This window comes from Micromonospora sp. A200 (genome assembly GCF_029893845.1).
In the GTDB taxonomy this organism is placed as follows: domain Bacteria; phylum Actinomycetota; class Actinomycetes; order Mycobacteriales; family Micromonosporaceae; genus Micromonospora; species Micromonospora purpureochromogenes.
In genome coordinates, this window is record NZ_JARXXY010000004.1 from 259,499 (window position 1) to 279,025 (window position 19,527).

At 73.9% G+C, this 19,527-nt stretch carries 19 protein-coding genes; 5 read left to right on the forward strand and 14 right to left on the reverse strand.

Annotated elements, in window-relative coordinates; translation table 11 throughout:
* The first annotated feature begins 143 nt into the window (after window positions 1-143).
* Entirely contained in the window at window positions 144-1,823 is a 1,680-nt protein-coding gene (locus M2302_RS06450; RefSeq protein ID WP_280837014.1) for a DEAD/DEAH box helicase, read from the forward strand.
* Window positions 1,824-1,996: 173 nt separating this feature from the next.
* Window positions 1,997-3,154, forward strand: coding sequence for an SAM-dependent methyltransferase (locus M2302_RS06455; protein WP_280837015.1), 1,158 nt, complete (start codon window positions 1,997-1,999; stop codon window positions 3,152-3,154).
* A 50-nt stretch (window positions 3,155-3,204) separates the two neighbouring features.
* On the opposite strand, the gene M2302_RS06460 is transcribed toward M2302_RS06455, so the two are convergent.
* Complete coding sequence (locus tag M2302_RS06460; RefSeq protein ID WP_280837016.1) at window positions 3,205-3,657, reverse strand: hypothetical protein; 453 nt, start codon at window positions 3,655-3,657, stop codon at window positions 3,205-3,207.
* A gap of 253 nt (window positions 3,658-3,910) precedes the next feature.
* Between M2302_RS06460 and M2302_RS06465 the strand changes: the two genes are divergently transcribed.
* Window positions 3,911-4,327: a helix-turn-helix domain-containing protein gene (locus M2302_RS06465; protein WP_210776508.1), complete on the forward strand. Its 417-nt coding sequence runs from the start codon at window positions 3,911-3,913 to the stop codon at window positions 4,325-4,327.
* A 62-nt stretch (window positions 4,328-4,389) separates the two neighbouring features.
* On the opposite strand, the gene M2302_RS06470 is transcribed toward M2302_RS06465, so the two are convergent.
* The 4 genes from M2302_RS06470 to M2302_RS06485 all read right to left on the reverse strand — a co-directional run bounded on the left by M2302_RS06470 (window position 4,390) and on the right by M2302_RS06485 (window position 9,977).
* Window positions 4,390-5,562 (reverse strand): hypothetical protein, encoded by a 1,173-nt coding sequence (locus M2302_RS06470; RefSeq protein ID WP_348529405.1) that lies wholly within the window; start codon window positions 5,560-5,562, stop codon window positions 4,390-4,392.
* The gene (locus tag M2302_RS06475; protein ID WP_154941760.1) at window positions 5,555-5,782 is read right to left on the reverse strand and encodes a heavy metal-associated domain-containing protein; all 228 of its coding nucleotides are present in this window, start codon (window positions 5,780-5,782) and stop codon (window positions 5,555-5,557) included. Before M2302_RS06475 ends, M2302_RS06470 begins: the two co-directional genes overlap by 8 nt.
* A 167-nt stretch (window positions 5,783-5,949) precedes the next feature.
* Window positions 5,950-8,070: a DEAD/DEAH box helicase gene (locus M2302_RS06480; RefSeq protein ID WP_280837017.1), complete on the reverse strand. Its 2,121-nt coding sequence runs from the start codon at window positions 8,068-8,070 to the stop codon at window positions 5,950-5,952.
* A 38-nt stretch (window positions 8,071-8,108) separates the two neighbouring features.
* Window positions 8,109-9,977, reverse strand: a complete 1,869-nt coding sequence (locus M2302_RS06485; RefSeq protein WP_280837018.1) for an AfsR/SARP family transcriptional regulator — start codon at window positions 9,975-9,977, stop codon at window positions 8,109-8,111.
* Window positions 9,978-10,119: 142 nt separating this feature from the next.
* Between M2302_RS06485 and M2302_RS06490 the strand changes: the two genes are divergently transcribed.
* Window positions 10,120-10,926, forward strand: coding sequence for a hypothetical protein (locus tag M2302_RS06490; RefSeq protein ID WP_280837019.1), 807 nt, complete (start codon window positions 10,120-10,122; stop codon window positions 10,924-10,926).
* Window positions 10,927-10,989: 63 nt separating this feature from the next.
* Here M2302_RS06490 and M2302_RS06495 read toward each other — a convergent pair whose 3' ends face one another.
* The 8 genes from M2302_RS06495 to M2302_RS06530 all read right to left on the reverse strand — a co-directional run bounded on the left by M2302_RS06495 (window position 10,990) and on the right by M2302_RS06530 (window position 17,543).
* On the reverse strand, window positions 10,990-11,736 hold the full coding sequence (locus M2302_RS06495) for an SDR family oxidoreductase (RefSeq protein ID WP_280837020.1): 747 nt from the start codon (window positions 11,734-11,736) through the stop codon (window positions 10,990-10,992).
* Between the two features lie 136 nt (window positions 11,737-11,872).
* On the reverse strand, window positions 11,873-12,997 hold the full coding sequence (locus tag M2302_RS06500; protein ID WP_280837021.1) for a branched-chain amino acid ABC transporter permease: 1,125 nt from the start codon (window positions 12,995-12,997) through the stop codon (window positions 11,873-11,875).
* Entirely contained in the window at window positions 12,994-13,884 is an 891-nt protein-coding gene (locus M2302_RS06505; protein ID WP_154941755.1) for a branched-chain amino acid ABC transporter permease, read from the reverse strand. The genes M2302_RS06500 and M2302_RS06505 overlap by 4 nt, the downstream gene beginning before the upstream one ends.
* A complete protein-coding gene (locus M2302_RS06510) occupies window positions 13,881-14,609 on the reverse strand; it encodes an ABC transporter ATP-binding protein (RefSeq protein ID WP_280837022.1) in 729 nt (242 codons plus the stop codon). Before M2302_RS06510 ends, M2302_RS06505 begins: the two co-directional genes overlap by 4 nt.
* A gap of 55 nt (window positions 14,610-14,664) precedes the next feature.
* Complete coding sequence (locus M2302_RS06515) at window positions 14,665-15,408, reverse strand: ABC transporter ATP-binding protein (protein WP_280837023.1); 744 nt, start codon at window positions 15,406-15,408, stop codon at window positions 14,665-14,667.
* A 3-nt stretch (window positions 15,409-15,411) separates the two neighbouring features.
* Complete coding sequence (locus M2302_RS06520; protein ID WP_280837024.1) at window positions 15,412-16,617, reverse strand: substrate-binding domain-containing protein; 1,206 nt, start codon at window positions 16,615-16,617, stop codon at window positions 15,412-15,414.
* Between the two features lie 333 nt (window positions 16,618-16,950).
* A complete protein-coding gene (locus tag M2302_RS06525; RefSeq protein ID WP_280837025.1) occupies window positions 16,951-17,244 on the reverse strand; it encodes a hypothetical protein in 294 nt (97 codons plus the stop codon).
* Complete coding sequence (locus tag M2302_RS06530) at window positions 17,241-17,543, reverse strand: DivIVA domain-containing protein (protein WP_280837026.1); 303 nt, start codon at window positions 17,541-17,543, stop codon at window positions 17,241-17,243. Before M2302_RS06530 ends, M2302_RS06525 begins: the two co-directional genes overlap by 4 nt.
* 144 nt (window positions 17,544-17,687) lie before the next feature.
* On the opposite strand from M2302_RS06530, the gene M2302_RS06535 reads away from it, so the two are divergent.
* Window positions 17,688-17,918, forward strand: a complete 231-nt coding sequence (locus M2302_RS06535; RefSeq protein WP_088960178.1) for a GntR family transcriptional regulator — start codon at window positions 17,688-17,690, stop codon at window positions 17,916-17,918.
* A gap of 439 nt (window positions 17,919-18,357) precedes the next feature.
* Here M2302_RS06535 and M2302_RS06540 read toward each other — a convergent pair whose 3' ends face one another.
* Window positions 18,358-19,494, reverse strand: coding sequence for a glycerophosphodiester phosphodiesterase (locus M2302_RS06540; protein ID WP_280837027.1), 1,137 nt, complete (start codon window positions 19,492-19,494; stop codon window positions 18,358-18,360).
* Window positions 19,495-19,527: the final 33 nt, after the last annotated feature.

Below are 19,527 nucleotides of genomic sequence, written 5' to 3' on the forward strand. Positions count from 1 at the left end.
GATCTGATCGAAGTCCTGCCTGCGGCGCGCGTGCGGCCCGGTCCGGCTCGGCGAATCCGCCCCCGACCGCGTGGCCCGCGCCATACCGAACGCGCCCTGAGGACAAGACGGGGCGCACCACGAGAGGGCACCCCCAGATCCAAATGAGCGAACAGATTCTCGAAGAGCTGGGTGGCCACGAGCTGGCCCCCACCGCCCCGGTCCGTCCGGAGGCTCCCACCTTCGCCGCGCTCGGTGCGCGGCCCGAGACCGTCGAGGCCCTGGCCGCGGCGGGCATCACCCGCGCCTTCGCGATCCAGGAGTACGCGATCCCGATCGCGCTGCGCGGCACCGACATGATCGGCCAGGCGCCGACCGGCACCGGCAAGACCCTCGGCTTCGGCGTACCGCTGCTGGAGCGGGTCTTCGCGCCGGGCGAGGGCAGCGACGGCGTGCCGCAGGCACTGGTCGTCGTCCCCACCCGCGAGCTGGGCATCCAGGTCGCCAAGGACCTCGCCGCCGCGGGCCGCACCCGGGGCATCCGGGTGCTGCCGATCTACGGCGGCGTGGCGTACGAGCCGCAGATCGACGCGCTGCGCAAGGGCGTGGAGATCCTGGTCGGCACGCCCGGCCGGCTGATGGACCTGCAGAAGCAGAAGCACCTGCGGCTCGACCGGGTGCGCGCGCTGGTCCTCGACGAGGCCGACCGGATGCTCGACCTGGGCTTCCTCGACGACGTCGAGAAGATCCTGGCGATGCTGCCGGAGGACCGGCAGACCATGCTCTTCTCGGCCACCATGCCGGACCCGATCGTCACGCTCTCCCGGCGCTTCCTGCGCCGTCCGATGACGATCCACGCCGGGCACACCGCCGAGACCGGCCCGTCGCCGCAGACCCAGCAGCTGGCCTACCGCACCCACTCGATGAACAAGGTCGAGATCGTGGCCCGGATCCTGCAGGCCGAGGGTCGCGGGCTGACCATGATCTTCACCCGCACCAAGCGGGCCGCCGACCGGGTAGCCGAGGACCTCGACTTCCGCGGCTTCGCCGTGGCCGCCGTCCACGGCGACCTCGGCCAGGGCGCCCGTGAGCGGGCGCTGCGGGCGTTCCGCGCCGGCAAGATCGACACTCTGGTCGCCACCGACGTGGCGGCCCGGGGCATCGACGTCAGTGGCGTCACCCACGTCATCAACTACGACTGCCCCGAGGACCAGGACACCTACACCCACCGGATCGGTCGTACCGGCCGGGCCGGGGCCACGGGCGTCGCGGTGACCTTCGTCGACTGGGACGACATGCCCCGCTGGCGGATCATCGACAAGACGCTCGGCCTGGAGATGCCGGAGCCGCCGGAGACGTACCACACCTCTCCGCACCTCTACACCGACCTCGACATCTCCACCGAGATCACCGGCACCCTGCCGACCGCCGAGCGGACCCGCGCCGGGCTCTCCGCGGAGGTCGAGGAGGACCTGGGCGGCCGGCCGCGACGCGGCGAGAGCGGCCGGGGCTCCCGGCGCGGCGAGAGCCGGGGCGAGAGCCGGGGCGAGAGCCGGGGCCGGGGCGAGCGCCGACGCGGCGGTCACTCCGACGCCGGCACGCCGGACGCCGAGGCGCCGGCCGACGTCGCCACCGAGGAAGGCACCCGCACCCCCCGCCGCCGGCGTCGCCGCCGGGCCGGCGAGGCGGTCGCGGGCGAGTCGACCGCGGCGGTCGCCACCGACGCCGGTTCCCCGGAGCCGGCCGTGGCCGCCGCCGAGGGCGAGTCGGCGAAGCCGCGCCGTCGCCGGCGCCGCCGTGGCGGCTCCGGTGCCGGTACCCCGGCCGAGGCGATCGCCGACTGACCGCTGCGACACCCGACGTCCCCCGCACCGTTCACCGGTCCGGGGGACGTCCCCTTTTCCGTGCGGGCTCTCGACCCGCCGGGGACCGGTGTCCGGCGCGGCGGACGAGCGACGCACGGCACCATGCGGTGGCCTGCCGACGGGCGGCCCGGACCAGGAAGGAAGATGGTGGGATGCCGGAACCGTTGGACGCCGCCCTGACCGAGGTCCGGGCCCTGCTGCTCGACCCCGCGCTGACCCGCGCGGTCGCCGCCGGTCGCCGCCGTGGACAGCGCCCCTCGGTGGTCCGCGCCGAGCTGCGCCCGGTCGCGCTCAAGGCCGGCCCCCGGTTGCAGATCTCCACCTCCGACGGCGCCCGGCCGTACACCCGCAACGTGGCTCCGGGGGCGGAGGCCGGCGCGGCGGTCGACGCGCTGCTTGCCGAGCCGTTCGGCAACTGGCACGTGGAGACCGCTGACGCCACGCTCCAGCTCCGGGTGACCAAGTCCGGCGAGGCGCAGGTGCACCGGGCCGCGGCGAGCCGCCCGGAGGCCGAGCCGGGCGGTCACGACCGCGCCAAGGAGTACCTGCTCGACCCGGGCGACCCGATCTTCGCCGAGATCGGCGGTTCGGCCGCCAAGCGCCGCCAGGTCGACGCGTTCCTGCGCGCGCTCTCCGCCACGCTCCCCGACGAGCTGACCGGCCCGCTGCGGGTGGTGGACCTGGGCTGCGGCAACGCGTACCTGACCTTCGCCGCGCACCGCTACCTGACCCAGCGGGGCCTCGACGTCGAGCTGGTCGGCGTGGACGTCCGCGAGGACCAGCGGCGGCGCAACACCGAGCTGGCCGAGCGGCTCGGCTGGGCCGACCGGGTCTCCTTCGTGGCCGGCACCATCGCCGACGCGGTGGTCGAGCCCGCCCCCGACCTGGTGCTGGCGCTGCACGCCTGCGACACCGCCACCGACGAGGCGCTGGCCCGCGCCGTGCGCTGGGACGCCCGCTGGGTGCTCGCCGCCCCGTGCTGCCACCACGACATCGCCGCGCAGCTACGCGCGCACCCGGCTCCCCCGCCGTACGAGCTGCTGACCCGGCAGGGCATCCTGCGGGAACGCTTCGCCGACGTGCTCACCGACTCGCTGCGCGCCGGCCTGCTCCGGCTGCACGGCTACCGGGCCGAGGTGGTGGAGTTCGTCGACTCCCGGCACACCCCGCGCAACCTGCTGATCCGGGCCCGCCGTACCGGCACCGCGCCGACCCAGGCGCAGCGGGCCGAGTACCGGGACCTGGTCGACCAGTGGCGGATCACCCCGCGCCTGGAGACGCTGCTGACCGAGGCCGGCCCGACAGCCTGAGACCGGCCGGCCCCGACACCCGTCCGGCCTGAGGTCGGCGGCGGCGCGAATCAGCGACGGCGGTCGCCGCCCCGGTTCCGCCCCGACCGCTCGCCCCCCGGGGCCCGGTCGAACACGGAGATCCGGTCCCGCGACGATCGCTCGTCCTCGTCCTCGTCCTCGTCCGGTGCGGTGGGGAACGGGACGACCTTGCCCGACGTCTCGGCGTTGCCGGCCGCGGCGAAGGCGTTCCAGGAGATGTCGACCAGCAGCCGCTTCAACTCGGCGTGCCGGACGGCGGCGCTGTGCTGCAACGCCAGCCGGATGCCCAGCACCACGCCGACCAGGGAGGTGGTGATCGCGCCGGTGGCGGCCAGCACGTGCGCGCCGGTGGCGTCGTCGCCGGTCAGCACCAGCACCAGCAGCCAGATCCAGAAGCCGAGGGCGAACACGCCGGCCTTGGCCACGAAGAACATACTGACCGCACCCGGGCGGTGCGGCACCGGAAGGACGGGGTCGGCCATGCTGCTCCTCATCGAGTGCGCTCGTCGGCGCCACGTCGCTGGTGGCGCCGGCGCGTCGAGCTTAATTGATATCTGACTATCGATGCTGGACACCGGACCGGCACAAATGCCGGGACGTGACGCCCACCGACGCCGAAGTCCTGTCGGCGGAACCCTCGGGTCGATCGGTCGACTGCTCCGACGCCTTGTCGTACTACCCTGGGAGGGGCGGCCCGAATCTGGGCTCCGGCCGGGAAGGGAAGACCCCGCAGGAATGGGTTCCGCAGAGGTATCACCGCAGATGGCCTTCGCACGCTTCGTGCGACGTGCTATCGACGACGCCCGCGACGAGCGGGGTTGGACGGTGAGCGACCTGGCGGCGCACACCGGGGTCGGCCGCTCCACCGTCTTCCGCTGGCTCGCCGGCGACTGGCAGGACTATCCCGAGCTGGCCAAGGTGCGCGGGTTCTGCGCCGCCCTCGACCTGCCCGTCGCGGCGGCGTTCCGGGCGCTCGGGCTGCCCGACGCCGGTCCCGCGCCGCGCCGCCGGGTCGACGACTCCCCCGTCGAGGCGGACGTGCGGGTCATCCTGGAGCGGCTGGCCGACCCGAGCGTGCCGGCCGAGGAGAAGCACCACATCCGCGACCTGCTCCGCTACCTGGCCCGCCGCCCGGTCCGCCGAGCCGGCTGAGCGGCCGGCCACCCGGCCGCCGCCCTCGCCGCGCCGTCCCGGTCCGGTCGGCCGCGTCGTCGTCAGGGCACGGTGACGGTGAACTCGGCGGTGCGCACCACGCCCGCCACCTGGAAGTCCAGGTACATCCGGTAGCGGCCCGGCCCGGGGGCGGTCACCCAGAAGGTGACCGGGTCGCCCGCGGGCGTCGCCACCGGGTGCACGTGCAGGTAACCCAGGTCCCCCTCGCGGAGGGCGACCAGGTGGCCGTACGCGCCGAGGTAGCGTTCCAGCGCGGCGGGGGCGCCACCGGCGCTGACGGTGAAGCGCAGCGGGAGGGCCTTGCCGACCTCCGGCGTGCCCTCGTACCCGACGGTGAAGCTGTCGACGGTCGTGGTGGTGGCCGGGGCGGGCAACGGCCGAGGGGCGTAACCGCCGGGCGCGACCAGGTCCACCCCGAGGGTCGCCGCCGTCTGCCGGCCGTCGTCGGCGACCGCGGTGAAGTCGGCGTACGCCCGCCAGACGCCCGGCTGCCCGAGGGTCAGCGGTACGGACCAGGTGCCGTCGGGCGCCATCGTCGGGTGCAGGTGCTGGTAGCCGCTGAGGTCCCGGCGCACCACGACCAGGTGCATCGGCTTGTCGTGCACGACGGCGAACCGGGTGACCGGCCGCCGCCGTTCGTCGCGTACCTGGAAGCGGAACTCGCCGGCCCGGCCGACGCCGAACTCCACGGCCGACGGGGTGAGCGTGTAGCCGCCGGAGCTGACCGAGAGACCGCCGGCGCCGCTGTCGGCGGCCTGGTCGGTGCCGTTGCCGTGGTCGTGGGCGCCGGTGCCGGGGGCGTGGGTGTGGTCGGCGGTGGCCGCGGCGGCGCTCGTCGCCGATGGCGTGCTCGGGCCGGGGTTGGCCCGGCCGAGGCCGAAGCCGAGCAGCACCGCGAGCACCAGTCCGCCGACGGTGAGCGCCAGCCGCAGGGTGCTCCGGTCCGCCCCCACCGGCTGCCCGCCGACGGCACCGGTCGGGAGTGTGTCGATCAGCTCAGCCCGCTCGTCGTCGGCCGGTCGCATCCCGAACAGCGGCGGACCCGCGTCGCCCACCGGGTGCGCGTCGGCCGGGCCGGACCGCCCGCCCTCGGCCGGGTCCCCGTCGCGCACCGGCGGACGTGCGTCCGCCGCCGGCTGGGCGTCGGTCACCCCGGAGCGCTCGCCGCCGGCGGACTCGGGCGGGACCGGCGGGGTGGGCGGGTGCTCAGGCACCGCCGACGGCCAGTTCGTACCCCGCCTCGTCCACGGCGGCCCGCACCGACGCCTCGGACAGCGGCGCGGTGCTGGTCACCGTCGCGGTACCGGCCGCCAGGTCGACCCGCACCTCGTCGACGCCGGGCAGCGCGGACAGCTCCTCGGTGACCGCGCGCACGCAGTGCTCGCAGGTCATCCCGGTGACGGCATAGGTGTGCGTGACGGTTCCCTCGGCCATGCGCCCACGGTACCGCCGACCCGGCTGCCGTCCGCCGTCCGGACGCCCAGCGTGGCGACGGTCGCAATCCACCCGCGCCGGGAACTTTCCGCCCGCACCCGCCGACGACCAGCGGGAACCGCGGCGACTGCGGTGCGCCGGGTCGACCTGGCCGACCGCGGGGCCCCTCAGCCGGCGACGGCGAGGGCGAGGGGGAGCACGTCCGGGGCGCCGGCCCGGCGCAGCAGCCCGGCCACCATGGTCAGTGTCCAGCCGGAGTCGACCAGGTCGTCCACCAGCAGCACCGGCCCGTCCAGTCCGGCCAGCGCGTCGGCCAGCTCGTCCGGCACGGCGAACGCGCCGTGCAGCGCGCGTACCCGCTGGGCGCTGTTGCCGCGCGGCCCGCCGGCCCCGGCGGTGCCGGTCGGGACCACCCGGCCGAGCAGCGGCAGCCGGCCCACCGCGGCGATCCGCTCGGCCAGCGAGCCGACCAGCGCGGGGTGCGTGCGGGACCCGACGGCGACCACGCCGGCCGGGCGGCGCGGCCACGGGTCGTCGCCGTGCGCCCACGCCTTGAGCACCTCCACCACCGCCGCCGCCACGTCGTCGGGGACCGGGCCGTCCGCCGCCTCCGGGCCGACCAGGCCGCGCAGCCGCCCACCCCAGCCCAGGTCCGACAGGCGTCCCACGGCCCGCCCGGGCAGCGCCTGCTCGCTGGGGGGAATCCGCCCCTTGAGGGGTACGCCGACCGCGTCCAGCCCGGTCGGCCAGAGCTTCTTCGGCGGGATCTCCACGCCGGGGCGGCCGAGGAAGGTCTGCGCGGCGGTCAACGCGGCGTCGGAGACCTCCGGCGTGAACAGGGGCGCGGCGCAGCGGTCGCACCGCCCGCAGTCGCCGGCGCCGGCGTCGTCCAGGCACTCCCGCAGGTAGCGCATCCGGCAGCCGGAGGTGGTCACGTACTCCCGCATGGCCTGCTGCTCGGCGGTGCGCGCCTGGGCGACGCGACGCAACCGGGCCTCGTCGTAGACCCAGGGCTCGCCGGTGGCCAGCCAGCCGCCGCGGACCCGGCGAACCGCGCCGTCCACGTCGAGCACCTTGAGCATCAGCTCCAGCCGGGCCCGGCGCAGGTCGACCATCGGTTCGAGGGCCTGGGTGGAGAGCGGCCGGTCGGTGTGCAGCGCGCCGAGCACCGCCCGGACCTGCTCCTCCGGCGGGAAGGCGAGCGAGGCGAAGTAGCGCCAGATGGCCGCGTCCTCGACACCCGGCAGCAGCAGCACCTCGGCGTGCTCCACGGCCCGGCCGGCCCGGCCGACCTGCTGGTAGTAGGCGATCGGCGAGGGCGGCGCGCCGAGGTGCACCACGAACCCGAGGTCCGGCTTGTCGAAGCCCATGCCCAGCGCGGAGGTGGCGACCAGCGCCTTGATCTTGTTGTCCAGCAGGTCCTGCTCGGCGGCCCGCCGGTCGGCGTCGTCGGCCTGCCCGGTGTAGGAGGCCACCGACCAGCCGCGGGAGCGGAGGAACTCGGCCGTCTCCCCCGCCGCCGCCACGGTCAGGGTGTAGATGATCCCGGAGCCGGGGAGCCGGTCCAGGTGGTCGGCGAGCCAGGCCAGCCGGTGCGCCGGGCTGGGCAGGTCCAGGACGCCCAGCCGCAGCGACTCACGGTCGAGGGTGCCGCGCAGCACCAGGGCGTCGCCCAGCTGCTCGGCGACGTCGGCGGTGACCCGCTCGTTGGCGGTGGCGGTGGTGGCGAGCACCGGGGTGCGCTCGGGCAGATTGCCGAGGAAGGTACGCAGCCGGCGGTAGTCGGGCCGGAAGTCGTGCCCCCAGTCGGAGACGCAGTGCGCCTCGTCCACCACCAGCAGCCCGGTGGTGGCGGCCAGCTTCGGCAGCACGGTGTCCCGGAAGTCCGGGTTGTTGAGCCGTTCCGGGCTGATCAGCAGCACGTCCACCGCGCCGGCGTGGATCTCGGCGGTGATCTCGTCCCACTCGTCCAGGTTGGCGGAGTTGATGGTGCGGGCCCGGATGCCCGCCCGGGCCGCCGACTCCACCTGGTTGCGCATCAGCGCCAACAGCGGCGAGACGATCACGGTCGGCCCGTGCTCGCCGTGCTCCCGCAGCAGGGCGGTGGCCACGAAGTAGACCGCCGACTTGCCCCAGCCGGTGCGCTGGACGCACAGCACCCGGCGCCGGTCCACCACCAGCGCCTCGATCGCCCGCCACTGGTCCTCGCGGAGTCGGGCGTGCTCGCCGGCCAGCCGGCGCAGCACCGCCTCGGCCCGCTCCCGTACCGCCGTCCGATCCTGGCTCATCCGGCATTTCTACCAGCCCCGGCTGACACCCCCGCCAGTCATCGAGGTTCGGCCGGCGCGGCCTCCCCCGATCCGACGTCGCCCGGGGGCGGGAGGAAGAGCAGGATGTCGCGGAGCCCGTCGGTCACCGCGAGCGGCAGCGGGCACCGCGCCGCCAGTTCCTCCATCGACCCGTACGGCCCGCGCAGCCACCGCTCCATCGCCACCTGCCGGCGTTGCGCGTCGGTGAGCCCCGGCAGCGTGGCGAGCACGGAGTCGGGTACGGCGTTGACGTCGACCAGCCCGCCGTCGTCGAAGGCGCGGGGCAGGTCCGGGCGGCCGATGGCGAACTCCTGGCGGGCCGTGGGGTAGTGATGCAGCAGATAACGCGCCTGCTCGCGGCGCAGCCGTTGCTCCTCGTCGCGGGCCCGGACCGCCAGCGGCCTGCCGGTGACCTTCCCCCAGACCCACCGGTTCAGCAGCACCACCTGCGCGGCGCCCACCACCCAGCACAGGGTGACCAGGCCGAGCCCGAAGAAGGCCTCCGCGACCGGCACCTCCGTTGTCGGATCGTCGGTGGCGATCAGGTACACCACCAGCGCCGCGGCGGCGAGGTAGCCGACGGCCAGCTGGCCGAGCCGCCAACTGCGCCGCCGCACCGCGTAGCCGAGGATCACCAGCCAGGTCACGAACCCGAACGACAGCAACACCAGGACGGTGCCGGCGATCGTGGCCGTGGCGCTCACCCACCTCGGTAGCGGGTGGCGTTCCGGCCGCGGCCGGTCGGGCAGGATCGGGGGCACGCCGGCGGGAAAGCCGCCCGGTCCGGGGTACCCCGGCGGGGCGACGGCCGCGTACGGCAGAGCCGGAGCGGGCCGCGGGGCCGGCGGGGCTGGCGGTGGGACCGGAAGCGGCGGGGTCGGCTGTTCGACCGGCGGTGCGGCGGCGGCCGGTTCCGGAGCAGCCGGCTGCCGGGCAGCCGGACCGGCGGGCGGCGTCGGCACCAGGGACGCCGCAACGTCGGCGGTACGCATGGTGGTGGTCGACGCGGGCGACCCCGGGGCCGGCTCGGCGGTGTCCGGAGGCGGTCCGGCGGGGCGGTCCGAGGCGGCGGCGGTAGTGTCCGGCGGCCCCGGGCGCGGGGACGGGACGGTGGGGGCGAGGGTCGGGTCGGCGCGGAGGATCCGCCGGTGCAGTCCCTGGAGCGCCTCGCCCGGCTCGATGCCGTACTCCTCGCGGAGCAGGTCGTCGATCTCCCGGTACGCGGCGAGCGCCTCGGCCTGCCGTCCACTGCGGTACAGCGCCAGCAGGTACTGGTAACGCAGCCGCTCCCGGACCGGGAACTCGGCCACCAGCTCCACCAGTCCGCCGATCAGCTCCCGGTGCCGGCCCTGCTCCAGCTCGAGCTCGGCCCAGGTCTCCAGCGCGGTGGCCCGAGTCTCCACCAGGCGCTGCCGGGCCGCCTCCAGCACCGGCCCGCTGAGGCCGCCGAACGGCTCACCGTGCCACAGCTCCAGCGCCGCGCGCAGCTCCGCCGCCGCGTCGGCGGTACGTCCCGCGGCCCGGTGCCGCTCGGCCCGCCGAACGCCCCGCTCGAAGCGGACCGCGTCCACGGCCTCCGGATCCACCCGCAGCAGGTACCCGGCGTCGGTCAGGCTCAGCACCTGCCCGGGCGTACGGGGGGAACGGTCCGGCTCCAGCACCCGGCGCAGCCCGGCGACGTACTTCTGCACCACGTTGGGGCCGTTCGCCGGCGGCTCCTCCGGCCAGACGGCCTCCACGATCTGCCCGGTGGACACCGGACGACCGGCGGAGAGCAGCAGTACGGCGAGCACGGCGCGCTGCTTGCCGGGGCCCAGGTTGAGCTGCCGGTCGGCGTACCAGGCCCGCTGAGGCCCGAGGATCTCGAATCGCAGCGTTCCTGACATGCGAGTTTCCGCTCCTGACACCCCCATGGCTGCCGGACGGCAGTGCACGGCAGCCGGACGGCAGCATAACGGCAGCCGAACCGCCGTGGCGGCCCGCAACATCGTCCCTGGCAGAAGCCACGCAGCGAGAAAGAGACGTGCGATGACACAGGCACCTGGCAGCGCCGGCATGATCCGACGAGCGGTCGGCACGGTCACCGCCATGCTGGCCGCGACCACTTTGCTCGGGGGTTGCGGGCCGAAGAGCGAACCGGCCGCCGAGCCCCGCACCAGCCCGAAGGAGGCACTCCTCGATGCCGTCCCGGACGGGACGGAGGGCCCGTTCCGGTTCAGCGGTAAGGACGCCACCTCGGACCTGTCGGGCGTGGTGGACCCGGAGGCGAAGGGCATCGACCTCACCGCCGCAATGAAGGACCCGGAGCACGGCTTCACCACCCGGATGTCGTTCCTGGTGCTCCAGGAGCGGATCTGGATGAAGGTGAAGTTCACCGGCACCGAGGGGCTCACCGGGCTGCCCAAGCTGCCGAACCGCTGGATGGAGTTGGACCGGGCCCGGCTGACCGATCCGGATACCACCCCGACGTACGAGGGGGTGGACATCGGCAACGCCGGGCCGATCATCGAGGCCGCCACCACGGTGGAGGAGAAGAGCGACCGGACGTACGCCGGGGTCGTCGACCTGACCAGAAGCGAGGCGGCCGAGGCGGTGGGTGAGGAGGAGGTGGCGGCGCTCGGCGAAGCGGCCCGGCAGGTGCCCTTCACGGCCGTCGTCGGCCCCGACGGCAACCTCGCCTCGCTCACCCTGGACGTGCCGGCCGCCGGCAAGGCGAAGGCCTGGGCGTACGTCGTGAAGTACGTCGACTACGGCTCGGCGCCGAAGCTCGCCGCGCCCAGCGGCAACGCCGCGCAGCCGGCGCCGAAGCTGGCGTACGAGATGCTCATGGGTTGATCGACGACGAAGCGACCGGGTGTCGCGGCCGCACGGGGGGCCGCGACACCCGGTCGTCCACCGTCAGCGGCCGAGCACGGACCCGCCGTTGACCCCGAGCACCTGACCGGTGACGTACCCGGCCGAGGTTCCGGCCAGGTAGCGGACCGCCGCGGCGACGTCGTCCGGCTCGCCGGCCCGCCCGACCAGGGTGGCCGCGACCCGCTTGGCGTGCCCCTCGGGGGTCATCCGGTCGCCGAAGAACTCGGTGTCGGCGACGTAGCCGGGGCTGACCACGTTGACCGTGACCTGTTCCGGGCCGAGCTGGGTGGCCAGGTCGTACGCCCAGCCGTGCAGCGCCGCCTTCGCGGCCGAGTACGCCCCGCCGCCGCCGCGCTGGGCGGCGATCGAGCTGAGCAGGATCACCCGACCGCCGGGGCGGCGCAGCGCCGGTCGCAGTGCCTCGGTCAGCAGCACGGCGGTGAGCACGTTGGCGTCGAAGTTGGCGCGCCAGTGCGCCGCCACCCCGGCCAGCGTGCCGGTGTCCCCGCCGAGGTAGCCCCCGGCGTTGTTGACCAGCACGTCGACCGCCCGCTCCCCCACCGCCTCGACGACGAGGTTCGCCTGCTCCGGGTCGGTCAGGTCGGCGACGACGGCGCGTACCGCGCCGGCCCGCCCGCACTCCGCCGAGATCCGCTCCGCCGCCGCGGCCAGCACCGCCGCCCGCCGCCCCACCACCAGCACGTCGAGCCCGTCGGCGGCCAACCCTGCCGCCACCGCCCGCCCGATCCCCGTCCCTCCGCCGCTCACCACGGCCAACCGCTCCCCCATCGCCGCCTCCCCCACCGTTCCCTACCGTCTCCTGGCAGAACCACGTCGATCATGAAGTTATCGCCACCGCGTACGGCGCGTCGCGGCAATAACTTCATGATCAACGGGATCGAAGCGGGGTCGAGCGGGGGTGGGGTTAGTGGGGGCGGCGGGGGGTTAGGGCGGTGCGGAGAGGGGTCAGGCGGGAGGTGAGGCTGGCCAGGCCGCCGGGGAAGAAGTAGACGGCCAGGATGAAGACGGTGCCCAGGACGAACAGCGGCTGGCTCAGCGGGCGGCTGAGGACGGCCGGGAGGCTCTCCACGGCGTCGCTGGTGCCGAAGGCGGTGAGGCGGTGGTCCAGGTACATGTAGAGGATGCCGCCGAGCACCGGACCCCAGCGGGTGCCGGGGCCGCCGAGCACCACCATCACCAGCAGCGACAGGGTCAGCTCCGACGAGGTGATGTGCGGCGAGGCGCCGCCGACGATCAGGCAGTAGACCACCCCGCCGCTCGCGGCGAGGCCGCCGGCCAGGGTGAACGCCACCAGCTTGAACCGGTACGGGTCGAGCCCGAGCACCCCGATCCGCCGCTCGTCGTCGCGCAGCCCGGCCAGCACCCGCCCGGTGGGCGAGCCGGAGACCCGGTGCACCACCAGGACCACCACCGCCAGGTACGCCAGCGCCAGCCAGTACAGGTTGACCGTGTTGGTCACCCCGACCAGGGCCGGCGGCAGCCCGGACACGTCCAGCGGCAGCCCCTCCTCACCACCGGTCCACCCGCCGAAGTCCCGGGCCACCAGGATCGCGCCGACCTGGGCGAAGGCGAGCGTCACCATGGCGAAGGCGATCCCGACGGTGCGCAGCGCGACCGCGCCGAGCAGCGCGGCCAGGGTCGTCGCCCCGGTGACGGCGAGCAGCGCCGCCTGCCACAGCGGCAGGCCGGCCCGGGTGATGAGGATGTCCGTGCCGTACACGCCGGCGGCGAAGTAGAGCGCGTGCCCGAACGAGAGCATCCCGGTACGGCCGAACAGCAGGTCGTACCCGGCCGCCAGCCCGCCGAAGACCAGGCAGACGGCGAGCAGTTGCAGGGTGCCCGGCGAGTTCAGCGGCCCCTCGAAGATCCCCGGCAGGCTGACCGTCGAGTACGGCAGGATCGCCGCCACCGCCAGCGCCGCCAGCGGCAGCCACGGCCGTACGCCGTGCCAGCGACGGCGTCCCGGAGTCAGCTCGTCGGGCACCGCCGCGGGCGGAGCCGGGACCTCGGGACTCTTGACCTCGGTCATGCCGTTGCCACCTTTCCGGCGAAGCCCTGCGGACGCAGCAGCAGCACCACGGCGAGCAGCCCGACCACGCAGATGTCGCCCAGTCCGGACTCGCCGTAGTAGTTGACGAACTGTTGCAGCAGCCCCACCGCGACCGCGGCGTACGCGGACCCGACCACCGAGCCCATCCCGCCGATCACCACCACGATGAACGCGAAGATCAGCAGCGAGCCGCCCTGACCGGGCGAGACGGTGCCGAAGTAGACGCTGCCGAGCGCGCCGGCCAGCGCGGCGGCGGCCCCGCCGATCGCGAAGACCAGCGTGAACGCCTTGCGGACGTCGATGCCGAGCGCGGTCACCATCTCCCGGTTCTCCACCCCGGCCCGGATCACCAGGCCGTAGCGGGTCCAGCGGAGGAAGGCGAGCAGCGCGCCGAGCACCAGCACCGCGGCGACGATCAGCAGCAGCCCGCCGTTGGGCACGTTCGCGCCGAGGATCGAGGTCACCTGACGGGTCCACTCGGGGCGCGGGAACGGGCGCGCGTCGGCGCCCCAGGTCGCCTGGAGCAGCGCCACCCCGGCCAGCGACAGGCCGACGGTGACCAGCACCTGCTCGATGGTCCGCGAGTAGAGCGGCCGGATCAGCACCAGCTCCACCAGCACCGCGACGAGGGCACCGGCGAGCACCCCGAAGGCGACGGCCACCACGAAGCCGAACCCGTCGGAGCCGGCGCCGGGCAGGTTGCCCGCGGCCCACCAGGTCGCGTACGCGCCGACGCCGAGGAAGAGCCCGTGCGCGAAGTTGAGCACGTCGGCCAGGCCGAAGACCAGGGAGAGCCCGGAGGCGACCAGGAAGTAGAGCGCCGCCAGGCCGAGCCCGGTCAGCGCCAGCAGGATCACCGTGGTCACGAGTGCACCTCCGCCGAGCCGACCCCGAGCAGCGACTTGGTCAGTCCGGTCTCCAGCAGCAGTTCCTGGGCGTTGCCGGCCCAGGCCACCTTGCCGGCGGCGAGCACCACCGCGTCGCGGGCCAGCCGCCGGACCACGGCCAGGTTCTGCTCGACCAGCAGCACCGGCACGGACTCGGCCACCCGTTCCAGCACCTCGGCCACCTCGGTCACCACCTTCGGCGCCAACCCCTTGGTCGGCTCGTCGACCAGCAGCAGCCGGTTGTCGTTGAGCAGCACCCGGCCGATGGCGAGCATCTGCTGCTGCCCGCCGGAGAGCGAGCCGGCCCGTTGCCGTCCGCGCCGGTCCAGCTCGGGGAAGAGCGCGAAGACCTTGTCGTACGCGGGGGTGGTGCCCCGCCGCTCGGCCAGCCGCAGGTTCTCCGCGACGGTGAGGCCGGCGAAGACGCAGCGGTCCTCCGGCACGTAGCCCAGCCCGCCGCGGACCAGCCGGTGGGTGGGGCGGGCAAGCAGGCTCTGCGCGCCCATCCGGATGGCGCCCCGGACCTCGCCGTTGCGCGGCGTCAGGCCGACGATCGCGCGCAGCGTGGTGGTCTTGCCGACGCCGTTGCGCCCGAGCAGCACGGTCACGCCGGTCGGCGCGACCGTGAACGACACGCCCTGGAGGATGTGCAGCCCGGCGATCCGCACGGACAGGTCCTCCACACTGAGAACCGGTTCGCTCACTGTGCCGCCTCCGTTCGCGACTGCGGGGCTCGCAAACCCGGCTCACTCCTCGCGCTCACAGTGACTCCCCCAGGTACGCCTCCTGGACGGTGGCGTTGGCCATCACCGTGTCCGGGGTGTCGCAGGCCAGCAGCGCGCCGTGGTGCATCACTGCGATCCGGTCGGCGAGTTCCAGGATCACGTCCATGTGGTGTTCGACCATCAGCACCGCCCGGCCGCTGTCGCCGGTCAGCGACTTGATCACCGCGACCAGCTCGGGCACGTCCTCGGCGCTGACGCCGGCCATCGGCTCGTCCAGCAGCATCACCCGGGGCTCCCCGGCGAGCAGCAGGGCGATCTCCAGCTTGCGCTTCTCGCCGTGGGCGAGGGTGCCGGCGAGCGCCGTACCCCGGTGCTGCAGGCCGACGCGGTCGAGCGCCGCGTCGGCGGCGGCGGCCACCTCCCGGTCGGCCGCCGCCCGCCGCCACAGCTTCATCGAGCCCCCGCGGTACGCCTGCACCGCGAGCCGGACGTTCTCCCGGACGGTGAGCGAGCCGAAGACCGAGGACGCCTGGAAGGTGCGTCCCAGCCCGAGGCGGGCCCGCCGGTGCGGGGGGAGGGCGGTGATGTCCTCCCCGTCCAGCAGGATCCGACCCTCGGTGGGCCGGCGCAGGCCGGTGATCAGGTTGAACAGGGAGGTCTTGCCGGCGCCGTTCGGCCCGATCACGCCCAGGAACTCCCCGGGCGCCAGGTCGAGGTAGACGCTGTCGACGATGGCGACCTCTCCGATCCGCCAGGTCAGACCGCGGGTGGCGAGCACGGTTCAGCCCTTCATCTGGGTGACCGGCGGCGCGGTCTCGTCACCGGTCAGGCTCTTCTGGGCGGCGGCGGTGAACGCGGTGCCGCTGCCGGAGAGCTTGGCCTGGTACATCGGCTGGAGCAGGGCGTGGTCGTCGGCGCGGATGGTCATCGACCCCTTCACCCCGTCGAACGTCCAGCCTTCGAGGGCCTTGACCATCTTCTCGACGTCGTCGCCCCCCTCCTGCACGGCGCGGACGACCATCTGCGCGGCGGCGAAGCCGTCCGGGTGGAACAGGTCGATGGTCCCGCCGGGGATCTTCGCCTTGGCGGCCTTCGCGGCCTCGGTGTCGCTGGCCCCGTCGAAGTAGTGCGACAGGAAGGAGATCTTGCTGCCGGCGGCGCCGAAGGTCGGCCAGGAGGCGCGGATGTCCAGGCCGGTGACGACCGTGGTCGAGCTCAGCACGCCCTGCTGGTCGAGGGTCTGCCACATCGCCGGGGCGGTGGTGCCGGCCCAGGCGACGAAGAGCAGGTCCGGCTTGGCGGCCTTGATCTGGCTGGCGAACGGGGTGAACTCGGTGGCGCTGGCGGGGGCGCGGACGCTGCTGACGCTGGCCCCGGCCACGCCGATGACGGCCTTCACGGCGGCCTCGTTGGCGTCGCCGAAGGCGCCGTCCTGCGCGAAGACGACGACCTTCTTGCCGGCCGGGTCACCGATGAACGACTTGGCCGTCACCACGTCCTGGTACGACTGCCGGCCGGAGCGGAACGTGTACTTGTTCGCGCCGGTGATCGCGTCGGTGGCGGCCGGGCCGGAGATGAACAGCACCTTGTTCTGGGCGGCGATCGGGGCGACCTGGAGCGCGACGCCGGACGCGGTCGAGCCGGCAATGATCTTCGTGCCCTTGCCGATCAGGTCCTTGGCGGCGGAGACCGCCTTGGCCGGGTCGCCGGCGTCGTCGACCTCGGTGAGCTCGATCGTGCGGTCACCGACCTTGCCGGTGCCCTTGGTGGCGTGGTCGAGGCCGGCCTTGAACCCCTCGATGTACTGCTTGCCGTAGCTGGCCAGCGCACCCGACTGGGAGTACACCAGGCCGACCTTGACCGGGGCGGCGGAGTCACCGCCACCCGAGGCGGTGTCCTGCGGGCTGCCGCAGGCCGTGGCGGCGAGCGCCGCGGCCATCATCGTGGCGGCGGAGAGGAACGCCCGCCGCGTGTGCCGGACCGTCATCGCGACTCCAGGTGAGGACAGGAAGCATGTTGTCGGCTCACGCTAGAAGTGACGTCACCCACGGGCTATGTGGCCCCGGCACACAAGTGATACGGACGGGGTGGCCGGCCGTAACAATCGCCGGGCGGGTGAAGGTTACATCCCGCTTCGCGGTGGCTTGTACCGCCACCACCCGGCCCGCCCCTGTGTCGCGTCCCGCCATCGCCCCCGGCATCTCCGGCCGTTTCTCATTCCGCCCGCCCTCCGCTGTCGCTCGCCGCGTTCGCCGCCACTCGCGCCGTCCACTCCTCCCCACCATGGCCGCCACGGCCCACCGGTGGAACACCACGGGTGTCACCGCGGTCGTTCGGCACCCATGGTGTTCCACTCACCAGTCGGCCGGAGTGGCGCGTTGCAGGCGCCGTCGTGGTCGGCCGGGCGGGGGCAGCGCCGGCCGCCGTCGAGCAACCGGTCGCAGAAGACCCAGTGGCGTACGCCCTGCGCGTCCTCGGCCGACACGGTGGTGCCACCGCCGTCCACTTCGGGCAGGAAGCCGAGCGCCCGGGTGATCGCACGGGCGAGGCGCAGCGCGGCGGGCAGGTCGGCGGCAACCACCGGCAGGTGTACGACGAACCGCGCCGGACTCACCACCGCGCGCCCGGGGTGAATCGGGCCTGCCAGCTCCGCAACGCCCGCTTGATCCGGACGTTCTCCTCGGTGGTCAGCGCCAGGTCGCGCCGAGCGTTGGCCAGCTCAGCGGCGACCCGATGGAGGAACGCGTGCACCTCGACCGGGTCGAGTCCGCGTCGTACCTGATGGAACTGCTGCTCGCGGATCTGTCCCGCGGTCAGCGGCCGGCACGACGCCGAGCGGTACCAGCCGGCGTTCGGCGGACGGTGCGGTTGGCGCCGTGGGGCGCGGCGGAACAGGGAGAGCACGTTGCGCATGAGCCACCTTCCGGTCGTCGCGTCATCGCGTCATCGCGGGCCGTCGCACTGGAAGGCGGACCCACACGGTTACGTCAGCTCTACTTATTGCAGTTACTCAAGTCAGGCATGATCGGACCTGCCGAACCAACCGGAGTCCTCACCATGCCCACTGCACAGCCATCATTCCGGCGCATAGTCGACGAGATCGCCGGCAAGATCAAGAGCGGCGAACTGAAGCCGGGCGACAAGCTCCCGTCTACCAGCGAACTTGCCAAGATCTACGACGTCAGCACCGGCACCGTGTACCGCGCCCTCTCACTGCTGCACGACCGTGAACTGATCATCGGTCAGCCCGGCCGTGGCACTTACGTCGCGGAGCGCCCGGCGCAGTAGGAGTTCTGAGCCTTTCGAGCTGATGTCGTAAACGACTCAGCCGATTGGCAGCCGTGCGCCATCCCGCAAGAGCGGGCTCATCCTCCTGGTAGTGGCCCGTTGCGGCCGAGTGGCACCACTACTTCCGACGGGCAGCGCAATCTCCGCCCGTCGCGGCACCCACCCGGACAGGGCTGATTCGTTTACGTCATCAGCTCTAAAGGGCCGCATGACACCACCCCACTCCCGGCAGCGGCTGCGGCTCGGCCCAGGTCAACAGGCCCCGCTCGGAGCGCCCGGCCCCACTCGGCTGCGTACCGCCGCCGACGAGAAGGGGGCGCCCGGCCGGACCGGACACCCCTTTCCGCGTACCCGACGGGGAACCTTCGCCACCGCGAGCCGGGCCGGTGGGCGCGGCTCGCGGTGGCGCGGCGGTCGGGGTGGGGCAAGCGAGCTTCGGTCAGCGCTCGGCGAGGCCGGCGCGGGCGGCGACCGCGGTGTCGGGCTGGTCGGCGAAGACGCCGTCCAGGCCGAGGCCGTAGAAGAGCTCGTACTCGGCGGTGATGTCGCCGCGGGCGTTCGGGTCGGCGCCGATCCGGAAGTCGGCCGGGAGGAACTGGTTCTCGGCGCGGAAGGTCCAGGCGTGCACCACCAGGCGCTCGCGGTGCGCGTCCCGGACGACAGTGGTCGGCGCGCGCAGCTTGCCGGTGGCGTCGCGGGGCACGATCAGGTTCTTGTTCAGGCCGACACCGTCGGCGTAGTCGGCGATCCACGCCAGCCCCGCCGGAGTGGCCAGGTCGGCGTAGGTGCGGGCGTCACCGGCGGCGGCGAAGTCGTACGGGCGGCCGGCGGCGTCCAGCAGCTGCACCAGCGGCACGTCGATCATCGCGGCCAGCTTGCGCAGGTTGGCGGTCTCGAAGGACTGGACGAAGACCGGGTCGTTCCGGTGGGTCAGCCCGTTCTTCCGCAAAACCGCGACCAGCGGCTCCTCCAGCGGCAGCCCGATGGCGGCGAAGTAGCTGGGGTGCTTGGTCTCCGGGTAGACGCCGACGGTGCGGCCCCGGTTTCGACTCTCGGTGCGGGCCAGGTCGATGACCTCCTGGAACGTCGGCACCTCGAACCGGCCGTCGAAGGCGGTGTTCGCCACCCGCACCTGCGGCAGCCGCTCCTTGGCGCGCAGGGTCTTCAGCTCGGCGAGGGTGAAGTCCTCGGTGAACCAGCCGGTGACGGCGACCCCGTCGATGGTCTTGACGGCCTTGCGTCCGGCGAACTCCGGCCGGGCCGACACGTCGGTCGTACCCGAGATCTCGTTCTCGTGCCGGGCGACCAGCACGCCGTCCTTCGTCGAGACCAGGTCCGGTTCGATGTAGTCGGCGCCCATCCGGATCGCCAGCCGGTAGGCCTCCAGGGTGTGCTCGGGGCGGTAGCCGCTCGCGCCGCGGTGGGCGATCACGATGGGGCGGTGGCTGGCCCGGTCCCGGCCGGCCTGGTCCGCGCGGTCGGCGTCGTCCTCACGGGCCGACGCCGAGCCGGGGACGGCGACGGCCACCGCGAGCAGGGCGGCGGCCAGGCCGAGGGCGGAAAGGGTACGTCGCAACGCCGTCTCCTGTCGTCGATTGGTCGCCGCCCA

Excerpts from the sequence above, each read along its gene's own strand:
- M2302_RS06455 (WP_280837015.1), top strand. The coding sequence starts at position 1,997 with ATGCCGGAACCGTTGGACGCCGCCCTGACCGAGGTCCGGGCCCTGCTG.
- M2302_RS06485 (WP_280837018.1), bottom strand. The coding sequence starts at position 9,977 with ATGTCAGGAACGCTGCGATTCGAGATCCTCGGGCCTCAGCGGGCCTGG.
- M2302_RS06450 (WP_280837014.1), top strand. The coding sequence starts at position 144 with ATGAGCGAACAGATTCTCGAAGAGCTGGGTGGCCACGAGCTGGCCCCC.
- M2302_RS06530 (WP_280837026.1), bottom strand. The coding sequence starts at position 17,543 with ATGCGCAACGTGCTCTCCCTGTTCCGCCGCGCCCCACGGCGCCAACCG.
- M2302_RS06520 (WP_280837024.1), bottom strand. The coding sequence starts at position 16,617 with ATGACGGTCCGGCACACGCGGCGGGCGTTCCTCTCCGCCGCCACGATG.
- M2302_RS06480 (WP_280837017.1), bottom strand. The coding sequence starts at position 8,070 with ATGAGCCAGGATCGGACGGCGGTACGGGAGCGGGCCGAGGCGGTGCTG.
- M2302_RS06465 (WP_210776508.1), top strand. The coding sequence starts at position 3,911 with ATGGGTTCCGCAGAGGTATCACCGCAGATGGCCTTCGCACGCTTCGTG.
- M2302_RS06500 (WP_280837021.1), bottom strand. The coding sequence starts at position 12,997 with ATGACCGAGGTCAAGAGTCCCGAGGTCCCGGCTCCGCCCGCGGCGGTG.
- M2302_RS06490 (WP_280837019.1), top strand. The coding sequence starts at position 10,120 with ATGACACAGGCACCTGGCAGCGCCGGCATGATCCGACGAGCGGTCGGC.
- M2302_RS06475 (WP_154941760.1), bottom strand. The coding sequence starts at position 5,782 with ATGGCCGAGGGAACCGTCACGCACACCTATGCCGTCACCGGGATGACC.
- M2302_RS06495 (WP_280837020.1), bottom strand. The coding sequence starts at position 11,736 with ATGGGGGAGCGGTTGGCCGTGGTGAGCGGCGGAGGGACGGGGATCGGG.
- M2302_RS06460 (WP_280837016.1), bottom strand. The coding sequence starts at position 3,657 with ATGGCCGACCCCGTCCTTCCGGTGCCGCACCGCCCGGGTGCGGTCAGT.
- M2302_RS06535 (WP_088960178.1), top strand. The coding sequence starts at position 17,688 with ATGCCCACTGCACAGCCATCATTCCGGCGCATAGTCGACGAGATCGCC.